Origin of the sequence: Streptomyces sp. NPDC002209 (genome assembly GCF_042890265.1) — a bacterium.
Classification (GTDB): Bacteria; Actinomycetota; Actinomycetes; order Streptomycetales; family Streptomycetaceae; genus Streptomyces.
Map to the genome: position 1 here is coordinate 525,613 of NZ_JBIARX010000002.1, position 16,909 is coordinate 542,521.

The following is a 16,909-nucleotide window of genomic DNA, read 5'->3' on the forward strand; positions in this document are numbered from 1 at the left end:
CGTATGTGCACGAGGAGATCTCCATGAATCAGGGCGTGGACCCCCACACCGCTTCCGACGACAAGAGCGACCACGACAAGAAGGGCCGCCGCTTCATGCTGAAGCTGTCGGGCGAAGCCTTCTCCGGTGGTGGAGGACTGGGCGTCGACCCCGACGTCGTCCATGCCATCGCGCGCGAAATCGCCGCGGTGGTCCGTGACGGCGCGGAGATCGCCGTCGTGATCGGCGGCGGAAACTTCTTCCGCGGCGCCGAACTGCAGCAGCGGGGCATGGACCGTGCGCGGTCCGACTACATGGGCATGCTCGGCACCGTCATGAACTGCCTCGCCCTCCAGGACTTCCTGGAGAAGGAAGGCATCGACTCCCGCGTGCAGACCGCCATCACCATGGGCCAGGTGGCGGAGCCGTACATCCCGCTGCGCGCCGTACGCCACCTGGAGAAGGGCCGCGTCGTCATCTTCGGCGCCGGCATGGGCATGCCGTACTTCTCCACCGACACCACGGCCGCCCAGCGCGCCCTGGAGATCGACGCCGAGGCCCTGCTCATGGGCAAGAACGGCGTCGACGGGGTCTACGACTCCGACCCGAAGAAGAACCCCGACGCGGTGAAGTTCGACGCGCTGGAGTACGGCGAGGTGCTCTCCCGCGACCTCAAGGTCGCCGATGCCACCGCCATCACGCTGTGCCGCGACAACAAGCTGCCGATCCTGGTCTTCGAGCTGCTCGCCGAGGGCAATATCGCCCGCGCCGTCAAGGGTGAGAAGATCGGCACGCTCGTGAGCGACCAGGGCACCCGGGCCTGAGCGTCCCGACGCCGGGCCCGGCCCCCCGGGCCGAGCCCGCCCCGCCCGCCTGAACCATCCAAATCTGACATGCAGGAGCACGTGGTGATCGAAGAAATCCTCCTCGAGGCCGAGGAGAAGATGGAGAAGGCCGTCGTCGTCGCCAAGGAAGACTTCGCCGCGATCCGCACCGGTCGTGCGCACCCGGCGATGTTCAACAAGATCGTGGCGGACTACTACGGCGCCATCACGCCCATCAACCAGCTCGCGTCCTTCTCGGTGCCCGAGCCGCGCATGGCGATCGTGACCCCGTTCGACAAGAGCGCCCTGCGCAACATCGAGCAGGCCATCCGCGACTCCGACCTGGGCGTCAACCCCAGCAACGACGGCAATATCATCCGGGTGACCTTCCCCGAGCTGACGCAGGACCGCCGCAAGGAGTACATCAAGGTCGCGCGCACCAAGGCCGAGGACTCCAAGGTCTCGATCCGCTCCATCCGCCGCAAGGCGAAGGACGCCCTCGACAAGCTCGTCAAGGACAAGGAGTCCGGCGAGGACGAGGTGCGCCGCGCGGAGAAGGAGCTCGACGACACCACCGCGAAGTACGTCGCGCAGGTCGACGAGCTGCTCAAGCACAAGGAAGCCGAGCTCCTCGAGGTCTGATGAACGACTCTCCCTGGGCCACGGAGCAGGTTCCGGCGGGTCCCGCATACGATGCGCTGGTGGGCCCGCACACTCGGCCCATGCCCATCGTGCCCGATGCCGCCGGCCGTGACTTCGACGACCGGGAAGCACGCGATCGGGGGGCCGCCGCCGACGGCGGCCCCCCGTTCCGCGCCGAGACGCCGCCGCAGGAGCCCATGCCCAGCCCCCCGCCTCCGCCCTCGCAGGCACCGCAGGACGCCTCGCCCCCGCCGCAGAAGAAGCGGGCGGGGCGAGACCTGCGTGCCGCCATAGGGGTCGGCGTCGGCCTCGGTGCGGTGATCTTCGCTTCGCTGTTCATCGTGAAGGCGGTCTTCGTCGGCGTCATCGTCGTCGCGGTCGTCGTGGGCCTGTGGGAGCTCACCTCCCGGCTCCAGGAGAAGAAGGGCATCAAGGCGCCGCTCGTCCCGCTCGCGGTCGGCGGCGCCGCCATGGTCATCGCCGGATACGTCCGCGGGGCCGAGGGTGCCTGGGTGGCCATGGCCCTGACCGCGCTGGCGGTCCTGGTCTGGCGGATGACCGAACCGCCCGAGGACTACCTCAAGGACGTCACCGCGGGCGTCTTCGCGGCGTTCTACGTGCCGTTCCTGGCCACCTTCGTCGCGATGCTGCTCACCGCCGACGACGGTCCGGAGCGCGTGGTCACCTTCCTGCTGCTGACCGTGGTCAGCGACACCGGGGCCTACGCGGTGGGCTGGCGCTTCGGCAAGCACAAGCTGGCGCCGCGCATCAGCCCCGGCAAGACCCGCGAGGGACTGTTCGGCGCGGTGGCCTTCGCGATGGCGGCCGGCGCGCTGTGCATGGAGTTCCTGATCGACGGGGGCGCCTGGTGGCAGGGCCTGCTGCTCGGTCTCGCCGTCGCGGTCAGCGCCACGCTGGGCGACCTCGGCGAGTCGATGATCAAGCGGGACCTGGGCATCAAGGACATGGGCACGCTGCTGCCGGGCCACGGCGGCATCATGGACCGGCTCGACTCCCTGCTGCCGACCGCCCCGGTGGTGTGGCTGCTGCTGGCGGCCTTCGTCGGCACGGGCTGAAACCCGCTCCGCGGGTTCCGGCCGGCGGGCGGTTCACCAGGGGACCCCGCCGAGCCGGGCCGACGTACGTACGAAGGCTTCGGGTGGGTCCGGGCGGTTACTCTTGAAAGGCGCGCTGCTTCTGCGGCGCGCCTTTCGTCTTACGAGGAGTACCTGCCATGGCCCGCCCCGTTCCGGGAGAGCTCACCTTCGTCGCCCCTCGCGGAGCCAAGAAGCCGCCCCGGCACCTTGCCGACCTCACGCCCGAGGAGCGGCGCGAGGCGGTCGCCGCGATCGGTGAGAAGCCCTTCCGGGCCAAGCAGCTCTCGCAGCACTACTTCGCCCGGTACGCGCACGACCCGGCCGAGTGGACCGACATTCCGGCGGGCTCCCGCGAGAAGCTCCAGCAGGAGCTGCTCCCCGAGCTGATGAACGTCATCCGGCACATCTCGTGCGACGACGACACCACCCGCAAGACCCTGTGGAAGCTGCACGACGGCACGCTCGTCGAGTCCGTGCTGATGCGCTACCCCGACCGGGTCACCATGTGCATCTCCTCGCAGGCCGGCTGCGGCATGAACTGCCCGTTCTGCGCCACCGGCCAGGCGGGCCTGGACCGCAACCTGTCCACGGCCGAGATCGTCCACCAGATCGTCGACGGCATGCGCGCGCTGCGCGACGGCGAGGTCCCCGGCGGACCGGCCCGGCTGTCCAACATCGTCTTCATGGGCATGGGCGAGCCGCTGGCCAACTACAAGCGGGTCGTCGGCGCCATCCGCCGCCTCACCGACCCCGAGCCCGACGGCCTGGGCCTGTCGCAGCGCGGCATCACCGTCTCCACCGTCGGCCTGGTCCCGGCGATGCTCCGGTTCGCCGACGAGGGCTTCAAGTGCCGCCTCGCGGTCTCGCTGCACGCGCCGGACGACGAGCTGCGCGACACCCTCGTCCCCGTGAACACCCGCTGGAAGGTCCGTGAGGTCCTCGACGCGGCGTGGGAGTACGCCGAGAAGTCCGGCCGCCGGATCTCCATCGAGTACGCGCTGATCCGCGACATCAACGACCAGGCCTGGCGCGGCGACCTGCTGGGCCGACTACTCAAGGGCAAGCGTGTCCACGTCAACCTGATCCCGTTGAACCCGACGCCGGGCTCGAAGTGGACCGCCTCGCGTCCCGAGGACGAGAAGGCCTTCGTCGAGGCCATCGCCCGCCACGGCGTGCCGGTGACCGTCCGTGACACCCGCGGCCAGGAAATCGACGGCGCGTGCGGCCAGCTCGCGGCCTCGGAGCGCTAGCCTGCGGTTTTCGCGGGCCCGATTCGGCCACGGGGTACCCTGTGGCCGAACCAATTGCATATTCCGACAGGGGAGCGCCACAGCGCTGAGAGTGCGGTATCCGTCATCCGCAGACCCTCTGAACCTCGCCCCGGTCATTCGGGGTAGGAAGTTCGGTCATCACTCAAGCTGTTGCGCCCTGCCCGGCGACCGCTCGCACTGAGCGCCGGGCAGGGCCGCGTCTTCTCCTGGACATCCCAGGAGGAATTCACCAGTGAGCACCACCAAGAAGTTCGCGGGCGCAGCGCTCGCGGCCGCGCTCGGCGTCGCCACGCTCAGCGCGTGCGGCGGCGGCGACGCCAAGGACAAGTCCGCGGGCGGCGCGAGCGAGGCGCCGAAGTCCAAGACGGTCACGCTCGTCTCCCACGACTCCTTCAACGTGACCGACACGGTCCTCAAGGAGTTCGAGCAGCAGAGCGGCTACACCGTCAAGGTCCTGAAGTCCGGGGACGCGGGCGCCGCCCTCAACCAGGAGATCCTCACCAAGGGCTCCCCGCGCGGCGACGTCTTCTTCGGTGTCGACAACACGCTCCTCTCGCGCGCCCTCGACAACGGGATCTTCACGCCGTACGAGGCCAAGGGCCTGGCCGACGTGAAGCCCGAGTACGTGCTCGACAAGGAGCACCGGGTCACCCCGATCGACTCCGGCGACATCTGCGTCAACTACGACAAGGCGTACTTCGCCGACAAGAAGCTCGCCCCGCCGCAGACGCTCGACGACCTGATCAAGCCGGAGTACAAGAACCTGCTGGTCACCGAGAACGCGGCGACCTCCTCGCCGGGCCTCGGCTTCCTCCTCGCCTCCGTCGGCAAGTACGGCGAGGAAGGCTGGAAGGACTACTGGAGCAAGCTCAAGGCCAACGGCGTCGAGGTCGTCGACGGCTGGGAGCAGGCCTACAACGAGCGCTTCTCGGGCTCGGCGGGCGGCAAGAAGGCCAAGGGCGACCGGCCGCTGGTCGTCTCGTACGCCTCCAGCCCGCCGGTCGAGGTCCTGTACGGCGAGCCGCAGCCGGCCGAGGCCCCCACGGGCGTGGCCACCGGCACCTGCTTCCGCCAGGTCGAGTTCGCGGGCCTGCTCAAGGGCGCGAAGAACGAGGAGGGCGGCAAGGCGCTCCTGGACTTCCTGGTGAGCAAGAAGTTCCAGGAGGACATGCCGCTGCAGATGTTCGTGAACCCGGTGGTCAAGGACGCGAAGCTGCCGGAGCTGTTCACGAAGCACGGCGTGGTCATCGAGAAGCCGGAGAACGTGGCTCCCGAGACCATCGCCAAGAACCGTGAGCAGTGGGTCAAGGCATGGTCCTCGCTCGTCGTGAAGTAGGACGCGAGGGCGCACGCGAGGGCACTCCTGCGAAGGAGGGCGTACGCGGTACGGCCGTCAGGCTCGCCCTGATGGCCGTACCGCTCGCCTTCTTCGGGCTGTTCTTCGCCTATCCCGTCGCCGCGATCGTCGGCCGCGGGATCAAGACCGACGAGGGCTGGCAGTTCGGCCGCATCGGCGAGGTGCTGAGCCGGCCCGACATCGCCGACGTGCTCTGGTTCACCACCTGGCAGGCGCTCGCGTCCACGGCGCTCACGCTCCTGATCGCGCTCCCCGGCGCGTACGTCTTCGCGCGCTTCGAGTTCCCCGGCAAACAACTGCTGCGTGCGGTGGTCACGGTCCCGTTCGTGCTGCCGACCGTGGTGGTCGGCACGGCCTTCCTGGCACTGGTCGGGCGGGGCGGGCTGCTGGACGAGCTGTGGGGCGTCCGGCTGGACACCACCGTGTGGGCGATCCTGCTCGCGCACGTCTTCTTCAACTACGCCGTCGTCGTACGGACGGTCGGCGGACTCTGGGCGCAGCTCGACCCGCGCCAGGAGGAGGCCGCCCGGGTGCTGGGCGCCGGGCGGTTCGCCGCCTGGCGGCGGGTGACGCTGCCCGCGCTCGGGCCGGCCGTGGCCGCCGCCTCGCTGATGGTGTTCCTGTTCACCTTCACCTCCTTCGGCGTCGTGCAGATCCTGGGCGGGCCCTCGTACGCCACCCTCGAGGTGGAGGTCTACCGGCAGACCGCGCAGCTGCTGGACCTGTCGACGGCCGCCGTCCTCACGATGGTGCAGTTCGTGGCGGTCGGACTCATCCTCGGCATTCATGCCTGGACCGTGCGCAGGCGCGAGACGGCGCTGCGGCTGGTGGACCCGGCGCGGACCGCACACCGGCCGAGCGGGCCGGGGCAGCGCGCCCTGCTGGGCGGGGTGCTGCTGACGGTGGCGCTGCTGATCGTGGCCCCGCTGCTGGTGCTGGTGGAACGGTCCTTCGACGGCCCCGGCGGGTACGGGTTGCGCTTCTACCGGGCGCTCCAGGACGCGGGCGCCGGTGGCGGAACGTTCCTGGTGCCCCCGCTGGAGGCGATCTGGAACTCCTTGCAGTACGCGCTCGCCGCCACCGCCATCGCCCTGCTCATCGGGGGGCTCGCGGCCGCGGCACTGACCCGGCGCGGGGGGCGGTTCGTGCGCGGGTTCGATGCGCTGCTGATGCTTCCGCTGGGTGTTTCGGCGGTCACCGTCGGCTTCGGCTTCCTGATCACCCTGGACGAGCCGCCGCTGGACCTGCGGACCTCGTGGATCCTGGTGCCGCTGGCCCAGGCGCTGGTGGGCGTGCCGTTCGTCGTACGGACGATGCTGCCGGTGCTGCGCGCGGTCGACGGGCGGCTGCGCGAGGCCGCCGCCGTGCTCGGGGCGTCCCCGCTGCGGGCCTGGCGGGAGGTGGACCTGCCGCTGGTGCGGCGGGCACTGCTGATCGCGGCCGGGTTCGCCTTCGCCGTCTCGCTGGGGGAGTTCGGCGCGACCGTCTTCATCGCGCGGCCCGACCGTCCGACGCTGCCGGTGGCCGTGGCGCGGTTGCTGGGGCGGGCCGGTGAGCTCAACTACGGGCAGGCGATGGCCCTGAGCACGATTCTGATGCTGGTGTGCGCGGTGTCCCTGCTGGTGCTGGAGCGGCTGCGCCCCGACAAGACCTCGGGAGAGTTCTGATGACGTTGCTCGAACTGGCCGGGGTGTCGGTCCGCTTCGGCGAGCGTGCCGTCGTCGACGCGGTCGACCTGGAGGTCGCCGAGCACGAGATCGTGTGCGTGCTCGGGCCGAGCGGGAGCGGCAAGTCCACCCTGCTGCGGGTCGTCGCCGGGCTCCAGCCGGTCTCCGCCGGGCGGGTCCTGCTCGGCGGCGCGGACCAGGTGCGGGTGCCGGTGCACCGGCGCGGGGTCGGCCTGATGTTCCAGGACCACCAGCTGTTCCCGCACCGGGACGTGGGCGGCAACGTCGCGTTCGGGCTGCGCATGGGGGGCTCCGGCCGGGGGTCCTGCGAGGCTCGGGTCGCGGAACTGCTGGAGCTGGTCGGGCTGCCCGGGGCCCAGCGCCGGTCCGTGTCCTCCCTCTCGGGCGGTGAGCAGCAACGGGTCGCCCTGGCCCGGGCACTGGCCCCCTCGCCGCGGCTGCTGATGCTGGACGAACCGCTGGGACAGCTGGACCGTGGGTTGCGCGAGCGGCTGGTGGTGGAGCTGCGGGGGCTGTTCTCCCGGCTGGGGACCACGGTGCTGGCCGTCACCCACGACCAGGGGGAGGCCTTCGCCCTGGCCGACCGGGTGGTGGTGATGCAGGACGGGCGGATCGCGCAGGCCGGGACCCCGCTGGAGGTGTGGCAGCGGCCGGCCTCGGAGTTCGTGGCGCGGTTCCTCGGGTTCGAGAACGTGGTCCCGGCGACGGTGGTGGGCGGGGCCGCGGCCACGGCGTGGGGGAAGGTGCAGGTGCCGGCCGGGTCGCCGGAGGGGGAGCGGCGGATCCTGATCCGGCCGGCCGGGGTGGTGCCGGCGGCTGCCGGGCTGCGCTGCGAGGTGCTCGCGCGGACGTTCCGCGGCACGCACGTGGCGCTGCGGCTGCGGCCGGAGGCGGGGCCGGAGCTGGAGGCGGAGTGCGGGCTGGCCGGTGCCCCGGCGGTGGGGGACCGGGTCGCGGTGTCCTTCACCCCGTCCGAGGTGGTCGTCCTCCCGGCGGGGTGAGGGCCGTGCGGGGCCGGTTCCCCACCGGCCCTGCCGCCCCCCGGCTACCGCCGGGAGGTGCTCCACCCGGACTGCGCCCGGAGGGTCCTCACACGCCGGCGGGGCTGGATTCGGCCGGGGCGGGGGCCTGCGCGGGGGCTTCCGGGGCGTCGTGGTTGCCGTACCAGGCGACGGCCACCGCGCCCGCGACGGCCAGGACGAAGCCGAGCACCGCCAGCCATGCCAGGCCCGGCCGCGACGCGTCGCCCAGCCACAGGACCCCGATCGCACCCGGCAGGACGGTCTCGCCGACCACCAGCGCGGCCGTCGCGCCGTTCACCGAGCCGATCTGGAGGGCGACCGTGTGCAGGTACATGCCGCCCACGCCGGCCAGCAGGATGGCGTAGAGGGCCGGGTCGGCGAGCAGCTCGCCCAGGTCGAACGGGTCGATCCCGTCGAGGATCCGGACGCCGACGCCGAGCGCACCGAAGGCCAGGCCCGACAGCAGGCCCGCCAGGATCGCGGCCCGGGCGCCCAGGAGGCGGACCGCGACCGTGCCGCCCGCGATGATCAGCAGGGTCACGGCGAACAGCCACCAGTGCGTGGACATCGGGGCGTGGTGGCCGCCCTCGTGGCCCGCCGCCGTCGCCAGCAGCACCAGCGCCGCGCAGACGACCCCGATCGACGTCCATTCCTTGCGGGTCAGCCGGATGCCCAGCATCTTCACGCTCAGCACGGCGGTGATCACCAGGTTGGCGCTGATCACCGTCTGGGAGAGGAACAGCGGCAGCAGCCGGGCGGCGAGCGCGCCCAGTCCGAAACCGACGAAGTCCAGGATGGTGCCGACGATGAACTCCCACGTCATCGCCGCCTTCGCGGTGGACGAGAGGTTCGGGCCGCCGTGCGCGGTCACCCCGGCGGCGGCCGGGGACATCCGGGCCGCCCTGCGCGAGCCGACGGCTTGCAGGACGGACCCCGTGCCGTAGCAGATGGATGCCGCGATCGCGGTCAGCAGGCCTATGAGCACCGAGGGCTCCGTTCACGTCTGGCAGGGTTTTGCACTTTGATTACCTATGGCAGACGTGCGATCGGGCCGGGAAGTTGCCTCGGTCCGCCACTCACTTCATGGAAGCGAGTACGTCGGGTACCTCGGCCACCGAGTCGACCAGCGCGATCCGGGACTCCATCGCACGGCCGCGCGCCAGCGCCCGGAGCAGCGGCCACGCGGGCAGGTGCTCGGTCCAGTGCGTAGGCCCGACCAGCACCATCGGGGTCGGCTCGCCCCGCGACCCGTAGTAGTTCGGCGTCGCGTTGTCGAAGATCTCCTGCAGGGTGCCCGCGGCGCCCGGGAGGAAGACCACACCCGCGTTCGACCGGGCGAGCAGCCCGTCCTCCCGGGTGGCGTTCGCGAAGTACTTGGCGACGTGGCCGGCGAAGGCGTTCGGCGGCTCGTGCCCGTAGAACCAGGTCGGGATGCCCACCGAGTCGCCGCCGCCGGGCCAGCGGTCCCGTACGGCGAACGCCGCCTGCGCCCAGTCGGACACCGAGGGCGCGAAGGACGGGGCCTTGGCCAGGATCTCCAGCGCCTGGGCCAGGGCGTGGTCCGGGGCCGGGGCCAGGTAGGCGCCGAGGTTGGCGGCCTCCATCGCGCCGGGGCCGCCGCCGGTGGCCACCGTCAGCCCGGACCGGGTCAGCTCCCGGCCGAGTTCGGCCGCGCCCCGGTAGTCCGGGCCGCCGCGGGCCATCGCGTGGCCGCCCATGACACCGACCACCCGGGCGCCGGCGAGGTGCTCGTCCAGAGCGTCGGAGATGGCGTCGTCGTGGACGGACCGCAGCATCGAGGAGAAGACGTCGCCGTCCGCCTTGGTCTCCTGGAACCAGGCGTACGACTGGGCGTCAGGGGTGGCCTCGTAGCCGGCGGACAGCCCCGCGAACAGCTCGTCGGGGCTGTACAGCAGGCCGCGGTACGGGTTGAAGGGCAGGTCCGGCACCGGCGGGAAGACGAGCGCGCCGTCCGCGCGCACCTTGGCCGATGCGTCGGGCTCCATCGCGCAGCCCAGGAAGACGGCAGTGGAGGTGTCGGCGGACAGCAGGGCGAACGTGCGCTCCAGCAGGTTGACCGACTGGATCCGGTAGCCGCTGAGCGAGCCGCGGGCCACGACCTGGTCGAATTCGGCGAGCGTCTCGATCTCGATGTCTGCGTTGACCATTCGGCCCACCCTAAGGGCTGCCTGTGTCAGCGGGTCAACGCCAGCGACGTCAGCTGCGCCACACCCCACACCACCGGTACGCACCCGGCCATCAGCGCGGTGGCCCGCAGGGTCGCGGCCGTACGCAGGACCGTGCCCGTAGTGCCCAGGTCGCGCAGGGTCGCGCGGGTGTCGCAGCGGCCCTGGCGGACCTCCGTGGCGCAGGTGAGCAGGGTCGCGGCGGCGCACAGCACCACCAGGGCGAAGGCCGGCCCGGTCAGCGGGCCCAGCGGGACGGGGAAGCCGCCCCGGTCGCGCAGGGCCGCGGCGGTGAGGGCGCCCGCGCCGACGGCGCACAGCAGCCCGAGCGGACGGCCCAGCCGCGGAGCCTCCTCCTGGAGGGTGCGCCCGGCCAGCAGCCGCACGGCGCCCGGGCGGACCGCCTGCACCAGGGCCCCGCAGGCGTAGGCCAGGCCCGGGCCCGCGAGGGAGAGCCCGACGGCGGTGAGTGCCCAGCCGGCCGGCATGCCGACGCCGCCGAGGCCCGTGCAGGCCTCGACCGCCAGTCCGCAGGCGGTGAGCGCGATGCCCCAGGGCAGCCCGGTCTGCGGGGCCAGCGGCGGGTGCGGGCGCAGGGCGAGGGCCGTGGCGGCGGAGGCGGCCAGCGGGACGAGGGCCAGCAGGGTGAGGGCGGCCGCCGCGGGCAACGGCCGGTCGGCGTGCAGCAATCGGGCCCCGGCTCCGTCGAAGGGCAGGCCGGTGAGGTCGCCCCGCAGGTGGAGGAAGGCGGCCAGGGCCAGGGCGCTGCCCAGGGTGCACGAGACGGCGGTGGAGACCGCCGCGGCGAGGGTGAGCCGTACGGGGCCCAGCCCGACGGCGTCCATCCCCTCGCGGGGCCGGGTCGCGGGGTCCGTCCGGGCGACGGCGACCGCGAACTGCACGGTGACGGCGAGCGGGACCAGGGCCCACAGCAGGCGCGGGAACGATCCGGCAGGCCGGGCGGTGGCCTCGGCGAGCACGTACAGCAGGAGGAAGCCGGTGCCGGCGCAGGCGGCGGCGACCAGCAGCCGGCGCAGCTGGACGAGCGGGCGGGAGCCGCGGGCTAGGCGGAGAGCGAGCACGCGGCCTGGCCCTCCGGGGTCTCGTCGGACGGTCCGCCGACGGCGCCCGCGGTCCCGGCGGGGCGGCCGTCGAGCAGCGCGACCCGGCGGTCGGCGACGGCCGCGGTCTCCTCGTCGTGCGTGGCCAGCACCACGGTGATCCCGTGCGAGCGGGCCGCGGTGGTGAGCGTACGGAGCAGCAGGGCGCGCTCGGCGCGGTGCAGCGGGGCGGTGGGTTCGTCGGCGAAGACCACTGCGGGCTCGTTGACCAGGGCCCGGGCGAGGGCGACCCGCTGGGATTCGGCGCGGGTCAGGGCGCGCGGGCGCTTGCGGGCGAAGCCGCCGATGTCGAGGCGGTCCAGCCATTCGCAGGCGGCGGCCTTGGCGGTGCGGTGGGAGGCGCCGGCGATGAGCAGGGGCAGGGCGGCGTTCTCCCAGACCTTGAGCTCGGGCAGCAGCAGGGGATCGGGGCCGATCCAGCCGAACCGGTCGCGGCGCAGCCGCTCGCGGGCCGGCGCGGCCATGGTGTGGACGGGCACGCTGTTGAACCAGATCTCGCCCTGCTCGGGCACCACGTGCCCGGCCAGGCAGCGCAGCAGCGTGGTCTTCCCGCTGCCGCGCGGGCCGGTCAGGGCCAGGATCTCGCCCTCGCGGACGCCGACCGAGACCCCGATGAGGCCGGGTGAACCTCCGCCGGACTTCGTCCGGGGGGACCCCCAGTGGGAGTAGTGAACGGACCGTGCCCAGAGGACGTCATTGTCCGGTGGGGCGTTGTCCGGTGGAGCCACCATGGCGTACACCTCCGTCCGGGGGAACGAAGCGGAACCGGTTCGGTCACTGGCGCCGCACTGAGATGTAAAGAGATGAACGTCTTGGATGGCGACAGCACGCGGCCCGGACCCCCGCGTTCTCACTCGAACGGAGGGATCCGGGCCGTGTGGTTCGGACTGTTTGCTGCTCTTTGCCGCTTCGCCGTGCTGCTGGTTAGAGCTTGGTCCACGCCTCGGTGAGCACCGAGCGCAGGATGCCCTCGATCTCGTCGAAGGTGCCCTGGTCCGCGATCAGCGGCGGGGCCAGCTGGATGACCGGGTCGCCACGGTCGTCGGCACGGCAGTACAGGCCGTTCTCGAAGAGCGCCTTGGAGAGGAAGCCGTAGAGCACGCGCTCGGTCTCCTCGTCCGTGAAGGACTCCTTGGTGACCTTGTCCTTGACGAGCTCGATGCCGTAGAAGAAGCCGTTGCCGCGGACGTCGCCGACGATGGGCAGGTCGTGCAGCTTCTTCAGCGTCGAGAAGAAGGCGTCCTCGTTGTCCAGCACGTGCTGGTTGAGGCCTTCCTTGTCGAAGATGTCGAGGTTGGCGAGCGCCACCGCGGAGGACACCGGGTGTCCGCCGAAGGTGTAGCCGTGCAGGAAGGTGTTGCCGCCCTTGTAGAACGGCTCGGCGATGCGGTCCGAGACGATGCAGGCACCGATCGGGGAGTAACCCGAGGTCATGCCCTTGGCGCAGGTGATCATGTCCGGGATGTAGTCGAACTTGTCACAGGCGAACATCGTGCCGAGGCGGCCGAAGGCGCAGATCGTCTCGTCGGAGACGAGCAGCACGTCGTACTCGTCGCAGATCTCGCGGACCCGCTGGAAGTACCCGGGCGGCGGCGGGAAGCAGCCGCCGGCGTTCTGCACCGGCTCGAGGAAGACGGCGGCGACGGTGTCGGCGCCCTCGAACAGGATCTCCTGCTCGATCTGGTCGGCGCACCAGCGGCCGAAGGCCTCGGGGTCGTCACCGTAGATCGGGGCGCGGTAGATGTTGGTGTTCGGCACCTTGTGCGCGCCCGGGACCAGCGGCTCGAAGGGGGCCTTCAGGGCCGGCAGACCAGTGATGGACAGGGCGCCCTGCGGGGTGCCGTGGTAGGCGACCGCGCGGGAGATGACCTTGTACTTGGTGTGCTTGCCCTGCAGCTTGAAGTACTGCTTGGCGAGCTTCCACGCGGTCTCGACGGCCTCGCCGCCGCCGGTGGTGAAGAAGACCTTGTTCAGGTCGCCGGGGGCGTAGCCGGCGAGGCGCTCGGCCAGTTCGACGGCCTGGGGGTGCGCGTACGACCAGATGGGGAAGAACGCGAGTTCCTGGGCCTGCTTGTAGGCGACCTCGGCCAGTTCCTTGCGGCCGTGACCGGCGTTGACCACGAACAGTCCGGCGAGACCGTCCAGGTAGCGCTTGCCCTTGTCGTCGAAGATGTAGGTGCCCTCACCCCGCACGATGGTGGGGACGGGGGAGTTCTCGTACGACGACATGCGGGTGAAGTGCATCCACAGGTGGTCGTACGCGGTCTTGGAGAGGTCCTGGCTCACGGGCTATCGAGTTCCCCACATGTAGGTCTGCTTCTTCAGCTTCAGATAAACGAAGCTTTCGGTTGATCGCACGCCGGGGAGCGCGCGGATCTTCTTGTTGATCGTCTCCAGCAGGTGGTCGTCGTCCTCGCAGACGATCTCCACCATCAGGTCGAACGAGCCCGCGGTCATGACCACGTACTCGCACTCGGCCATCTGGGTCAGTGCGTCGGCCACCGGGTCGAGGTCTCCCTCGACGTTGATGCCGACCATGGCCTGGCGCCGCAGGCCCACGGTGAGCGGGTCGGTGACGGCGACGATCTGCATGACGCCCTGGTCGAGCAGCTTCTGCACGCGCTGGCGCACAGCCGCCTCCGACAGGCCGACGGCCTTGCCGATCGCCGCGTACGGACGGCGCCCGTCCTCCTGCAGTTGCTCGATGATCGCCAGGGACACAGCATCGACCGAAGGGGACGGTTGTCTGTTCCTGGAATCTGCGCTTCGACTGACCACGACCTCACTGTGCACGAGGAGTCGTCTGTTCCGCAAGACGGAATCGATGAAATCCGTTGTCTCGGGACTTCGATCTCACTGATTTCGTAGTTCGTGGCGTCTGGCCCTGCCGAAAGCGTCCGCCTAGGGGCTAGAATTGGGATTCGTCTCAATCGTTGGACATGTGATCAGGAGTGTGGCTGGAGTGACCACCGAACTGCGTCGTCTGCGCAACTACATCGGCGGAGAGTTCAAGGACGCCGCCGACGGGCGGACCACCGAGGTGGTCAACCCCGCCACCGGCGAGGTGTACGCCACCGCCCCGCTGTCCGGCCAGGCCGATGTCGACGCCGCCATGGCCGCTGCCGCGGCCGCCTTCCCGGGCTGGCGCGACACCACCCCCTCCGAGCGGCAGAAGGCCCTGCTCAAGATCGCGGACGCCTTCGAGGCGCGCGCGGAGGAGCTCGTGGCCGCCGAGTCGGAGAACACCGGCAAGCCGCTGGGCCTGACGGCCAGCGAGGAGCTGCCGCCGATGGTGGACCAGATCCGCTTCTTCGCGGGTGCGGCCCGCCTGCTCGAGGGCCGCTCGGCCGGCGAGTACATGGACGGGATGACCTCGATCATCCGCCGCGAGCCGGTCGGCGTGTGCGCCCAGGTCGCGCCGTGGAACTACCCGATGATGATGGCCGTGTGGAAGTTCGCCCCGGCCATCGCCGCGGGCAACACCGTGGTGCTCAAGCCCTCGGACACCACCCCGGCATCCACCGTCCTGATGGCCGAGATCATCGACTCGGTCCTGCCCAAGGGCGTCTTCAACGTCATCTGCGGTGACCGTGAGACCGGCAAGGCCATGGTCGAGCACTCCACCCCGGCGATGGCCTCCATCACCGGCTCGGTGCGCGCGGGCATGCAGGTCGCCGAGAGCGCCTCGAAGGACGTCAAGCGCGTCCACCTGGAGCTCGGCGGCAAGGCCCCGGTCGTGGTCTTCCAGGACGCCGACATCGCGAAGGCCGTCGAGGACATCGCCGTCGCCGGCTACTTCAACGCCGGCCAGGACTGCACCGCCGCGACCCGTGTGCTCGTGCACGAGTCCATCCACGACGAGTTCGTGAGCGCCCTCGCCAAGGCCGCGGCCGACACCAAGACCGGCCAGCCGGACGACGAGGACGTGCTCTACGGCCCGCTGAACAACCCGAACCAGCTCAAGCAGGTCGCGGGCTTCATCGAGCGCCTCCCGGCGCACGCCAAGGTCGAGGCGGGCGGCCACCAGGTCGGCGAGAAGGGCTACTTCTACGCCCCGACCGTGGTCTCGGGCCTCAAGCAGGACGACGAGATCATCCAGAACGAGGTCTTCGGCCCCGTCATCACCGTCCAGTCCTTCACGGACGAGGCCCAGGCCCTGGAGTTCGCGAACGGCGTCGAGTTCGCCCTCGCCTCCTCCGTGTGGACCAAGGACCACGGCCGCGCGATGCGGATGTCCAAGAACCTCGACTTCGGCTGCGTGTGGATCAACACCCACATCCCGCTCGTCGCCGAGATGCCCCACGGCGGCTTCAAGAAGTCCGGCTACGGCAAGGACCTCTCCGCCTACGGCTTCGAGGACTACACCCGCATCAAGCACGTGATGACCTCGCTCGACGGCTGATCGCTCTCCGCGGAGATCGCATCGATCACCGAAGGAGCTTGAGAGGGCGGGCAGTAGACAATGTGTCTATTGCCCGCCCTCTCCTGTTCCCCTGAGGCTTTCCCCATGCCTGAACTCGCCTTCTCCCGCCGCGCGGCACTGCGCGGCCTCGGTGCCGCCGGCCTGTTCGCGGCCCTCGCCGGCTGCGGCGTGCCCGCCGCCTACGTCCCCGAGGACCGCCGGGGAGGCCCGGACCGCTCCGACCGGGACAAGAAGGTCGCCTTCTCCAACTGGCCGCTGTACATCGACACCGACGACGAGGACGAGGAACGCCGTCCCACGCTGGACGCCTTCTCGGAGAAGACCGGCATCGAGGTCCGGTACACCGAGGAGATCAACGACAACGACGAGTTCTTCGGCAAGGTCAGCCCGGCCCTGATGAACCGCCAGGAGACCGGCCACGACCTGGTGGTGGTCAGCGACTGGATGGCCGCCCGCTTCGTCCACCTGGGCTGGGCCCAGAAGATGGACCGGTCGGCGCAGCCCAACGTGGCCGCCCACCTGGACCCGCAGCTGCGGTCCCCCGCCTTCGACGAGGGCCGCCTGCACACCGTCCCGTGGCAGTCCGGGATCACCGGCATCGCCTACAACCGCAAGGCGCTGGGCCGGGAGATCAAGTCCGTCAAGGACCTGTGGCACCCGGACCTGGCGGGCAAGGTCACCCTCTTCTCCGGTCTCGACGAGTCCTTCGCCCTGCTGATGCAGGGTGACGGCGTGGACGTCACCCGGTGGACCGAGTCCGACTTCCACCGGATGTGCGACCGGGTGCAGGACATGGTGAAGAAGAAGCACATCCGCCGCTTCACCGGCAACGACTACACCTCCGACCTGAGCAAGGGCGACGTCCTGGCCTGTCAGGCGTACTCCGGCGACGCCATCCAGCTCCGGGCCGACAACCCCGACATCGAGTTCGTGGTCCCGGAGGAGGGCGCCGAGCTCTGGGCGGAGAGCCTGCTCGTCCCCAACCTGGCCCGGCACAAGGCCAACGCCGAGGCCCTGGTCGACTACTACTACGCCCCGGAGGTGGCCGCCGAGCTCGCCGCCGCCGTCAACTACGTCTGCCCGGTCCCGGCCGCCCGCGAGGTGCTGGCCGGCTCCGACGACAAGGAGACCGCCGCACTCGCCGAGAATCCGCTGATCTTCCCCGACGGGGAGATGCGCAAGCGCCTCGTCGTGGCCCGGGACATCTCCTCGGCCGAGCGCCGCTCCCTCGCCCAGCGCTGGAACGCCATCGTCGGTCTCTGAGCGACCTCGCGGAGCCGAATGATCACGGTCCCGCCA

General features: G+C 70.9%; 15 protein-coding genes and 1 riboswitch. Of the genes, 9 read left to right on the forward strand and 6 right to left on the reverse strand.

The genetic code is table 11. The features are described from left to right. Positions 1-23 precede the first annotated feature (23 nt). From pyrH to ACFYXK_RS07310, 7 genes are all read left to right on the forward strand, one after another. Positions 24-803: a UMP kinase gene (pyrH, locus tag ACFYXK_RS07280; protein WP_351777809.1), complete on the forward strand. Its 780-nt coding sequence runs from the start codon at positions 24-26 to the stop codon at positions 801-803. Between the two features lie 84 nt (positions 804-887). Then, positions 888-1,445, forward strand: coding sequence for a ribosome recycling factor (gene frr, locus ACFYXK_RS07285; protein WP_030298420.1), 558 nt, complete (start codon positions 888-890; stop codon positions 1,443-1,445). Beyond that, on the forward strand, positions 1,445-2,521 hold the full coding sequence (locus tag ACFYXK_RS07290) for a phosphatidate cytidylyltransferase (protein WP_266663282.1): 1,077 nt from the start codon (positions 1,445-1,447) through the stop codon (positions 2,519-2,521). Before frr ends, ACFYXK_RS07290 begins: the two co-directional genes overlap by 1 nt. Before the next feature lie 158 nt (positions 2,522-2,679). Continuing rightward, positions 2,680-3,792 carry a 23S rRNA (adenine(2503)-C(2))-methyltransferase RlmN gene (gene rlmN, locus ACFYXK_RS07295; protein WP_053786137.1) on the forward strand — a complete coding sequence of 371 codons (1,113 nt, stop codon included), beginning with the start codon at positions 2,680-2,682 and terminating at the stop codon, positions 3,790-3,792. Positions 3,793-3,850: 58 nt separating this feature from the next. Next, a riboswitch (TPP riboswitch) is annotated at positions 3,851-3,960 on the forward strand. Positions 3,961-4,045: 85 nt separating this feature from the next. Further along, a complete protein-coding gene (locus ACFYXK_RS07300; protein ID WP_389410176.1) occupies positions 4,046-5,149 on the forward strand; it encodes a thiamine ABC transporter substrate binding subunit in 1,104 nt (367 codons plus the stop codon). A gap of 71 nt (positions 5,150-5,220) precedes the next feature. Beyond that, the gene (locus ACFYXK_RS07305; RefSeq protein WP_389410253.1) at positions 5,221-6,837 is read left to right on the forward strand and encodes an ABC transporter permease; all 1,617 of its coding nucleotides are present in this window, start codon (positions 5,221-5,223) and stop codon (positions 6,835-6,837) included. Beyond that, entirely contained in the window at positions 6,837-7,859 is a 1,023-nt protein-coding gene (locus ACFYXK_RS07310; protein ID WP_389410177.1) for an ABC transporter ATP-binding protein, read from the forward strand. The genes ACFYXK_RS07305 and ACFYXK_RS07310 overlap by 1 nt, the downstream gene beginning before the upstream one ends. A gap of 88 nt (positions 7,860-7,947) precedes the next feature. Here the strand turns inward: ACFYXK_RS07310 and ACFYXK_RS07315 are convergent, their stop codons facing one another. The 6 genes from ACFYXK_RS07315 to ACFYXK_RS07340 all read right to left on the reverse strand — a co-directional run bounded on the left by ACFYXK_RS07315 (position 7,948) and on the right by ACFYXK_RS07340 (position 13,980). After that, complete coding sequence (locus ACFYXK_RS07315; RefSeq protein ID WP_389410178.1) at positions 7,948-8,865, reverse strand: hypothetical protein; 918 nt, start codon at positions 8,863-8,865, stop codon at positions 7,948-7,950. Positions 8,866-8,956: 91 nt separating this feature from the next. Beyond that, the gene (locus tag ACFYXK_RS07320) at positions 8,957-10,048 is read right to left on the reverse strand and encodes an LOG family protein (protein WP_389410179.1); all 1,092 of its coding nucleotides are present in this window, start codon (positions 10,046-10,048) and stop codon (positions 8,957-8,959) included. Between the two features lie 26 nt (positions 10,049-10,074). Continuing rightward, positions 10,075-11,148, reverse strand: coding sequence for a hypothetical protein (locus tag ACFYXK_RS07325; RefSeq protein WP_389410180.1), 1,074 nt, complete (start codon positions 11,146-11,148; stop codon positions 10,075-10,077). After that, on the reverse strand, positions 11,130-11,927 hold the full coding sequence (locus ACFYXK_RS07330) for an ABC transporter ATP-binding protein (protein ID WP_389410181.1): 798 nt from the start codon (positions 11,925-11,927) through the stop codon (positions 11,130-11,132). Before ACFYXK_RS07330 ends, ACFYXK_RS07325 begins: the two co-directional genes overlap by 19 nt. Before the next feature lie 184 nt (positions 11,928-12,111). Then, positions 12,112-13,473 carry an aspartate aminotransferase family protein gene (locus tag ACFYXK_RS07335; RefSeq protein ID WP_389410182.1) on the reverse strand — a complete coding sequence of 454 codons (1,362 nt, stop codon included), beginning with the start codon at positions 13,471-13,473 and terminating at the stop codon, positions 12,112-12,114. Between the two features lie 3 nt (positions 13,474-13,476). Beyond that, a complete protein-coding gene (locus ACFYXK_RS07340) occupies positions 13,477-13,980 on the reverse strand; it encodes an Lrp/AsnC family transcriptional regulator (RefSeq protein WP_030298396.1) in 504 nt (167 codons plus the stop codon). A 169-nt stretch (positions 13,981-14,149) separates the two neighbouring features. On the opposite strand from ACFYXK_RS07340, the gene ACFYXK_RS07345 reads away from it, so the two are divergent. Further along, positions 14,150-15,589 (forward strand): gamma-aminobutyraldehyde dehydrogenase, encoded by a 1,440-nt coding sequence (locus tag ACFYXK_RS07345; protein ID WP_389410183.1) that lies wholly within the window; start codon positions 14,150-14,152, stop codon positions 15,587-15,589. A gap of 105 nt (positions 15,590-15,694) precedes the next feature. Next, positions 15,695-16,873 carry a PotD/PotF family extracellular solute-binding protein gene (locus tag ACFYXK_RS07350; protein WP_389410184.1) on the forward strand — a complete coding sequence of 393 codons (1,179 nt, stop codon included), beginning with the start codon at positions 15,695-15,697 and terminating at the stop codon, positions 16,871-16,873. The last annotated feature ends 36 nt before the right edge of the window (positions 16,874-16,909 follow it).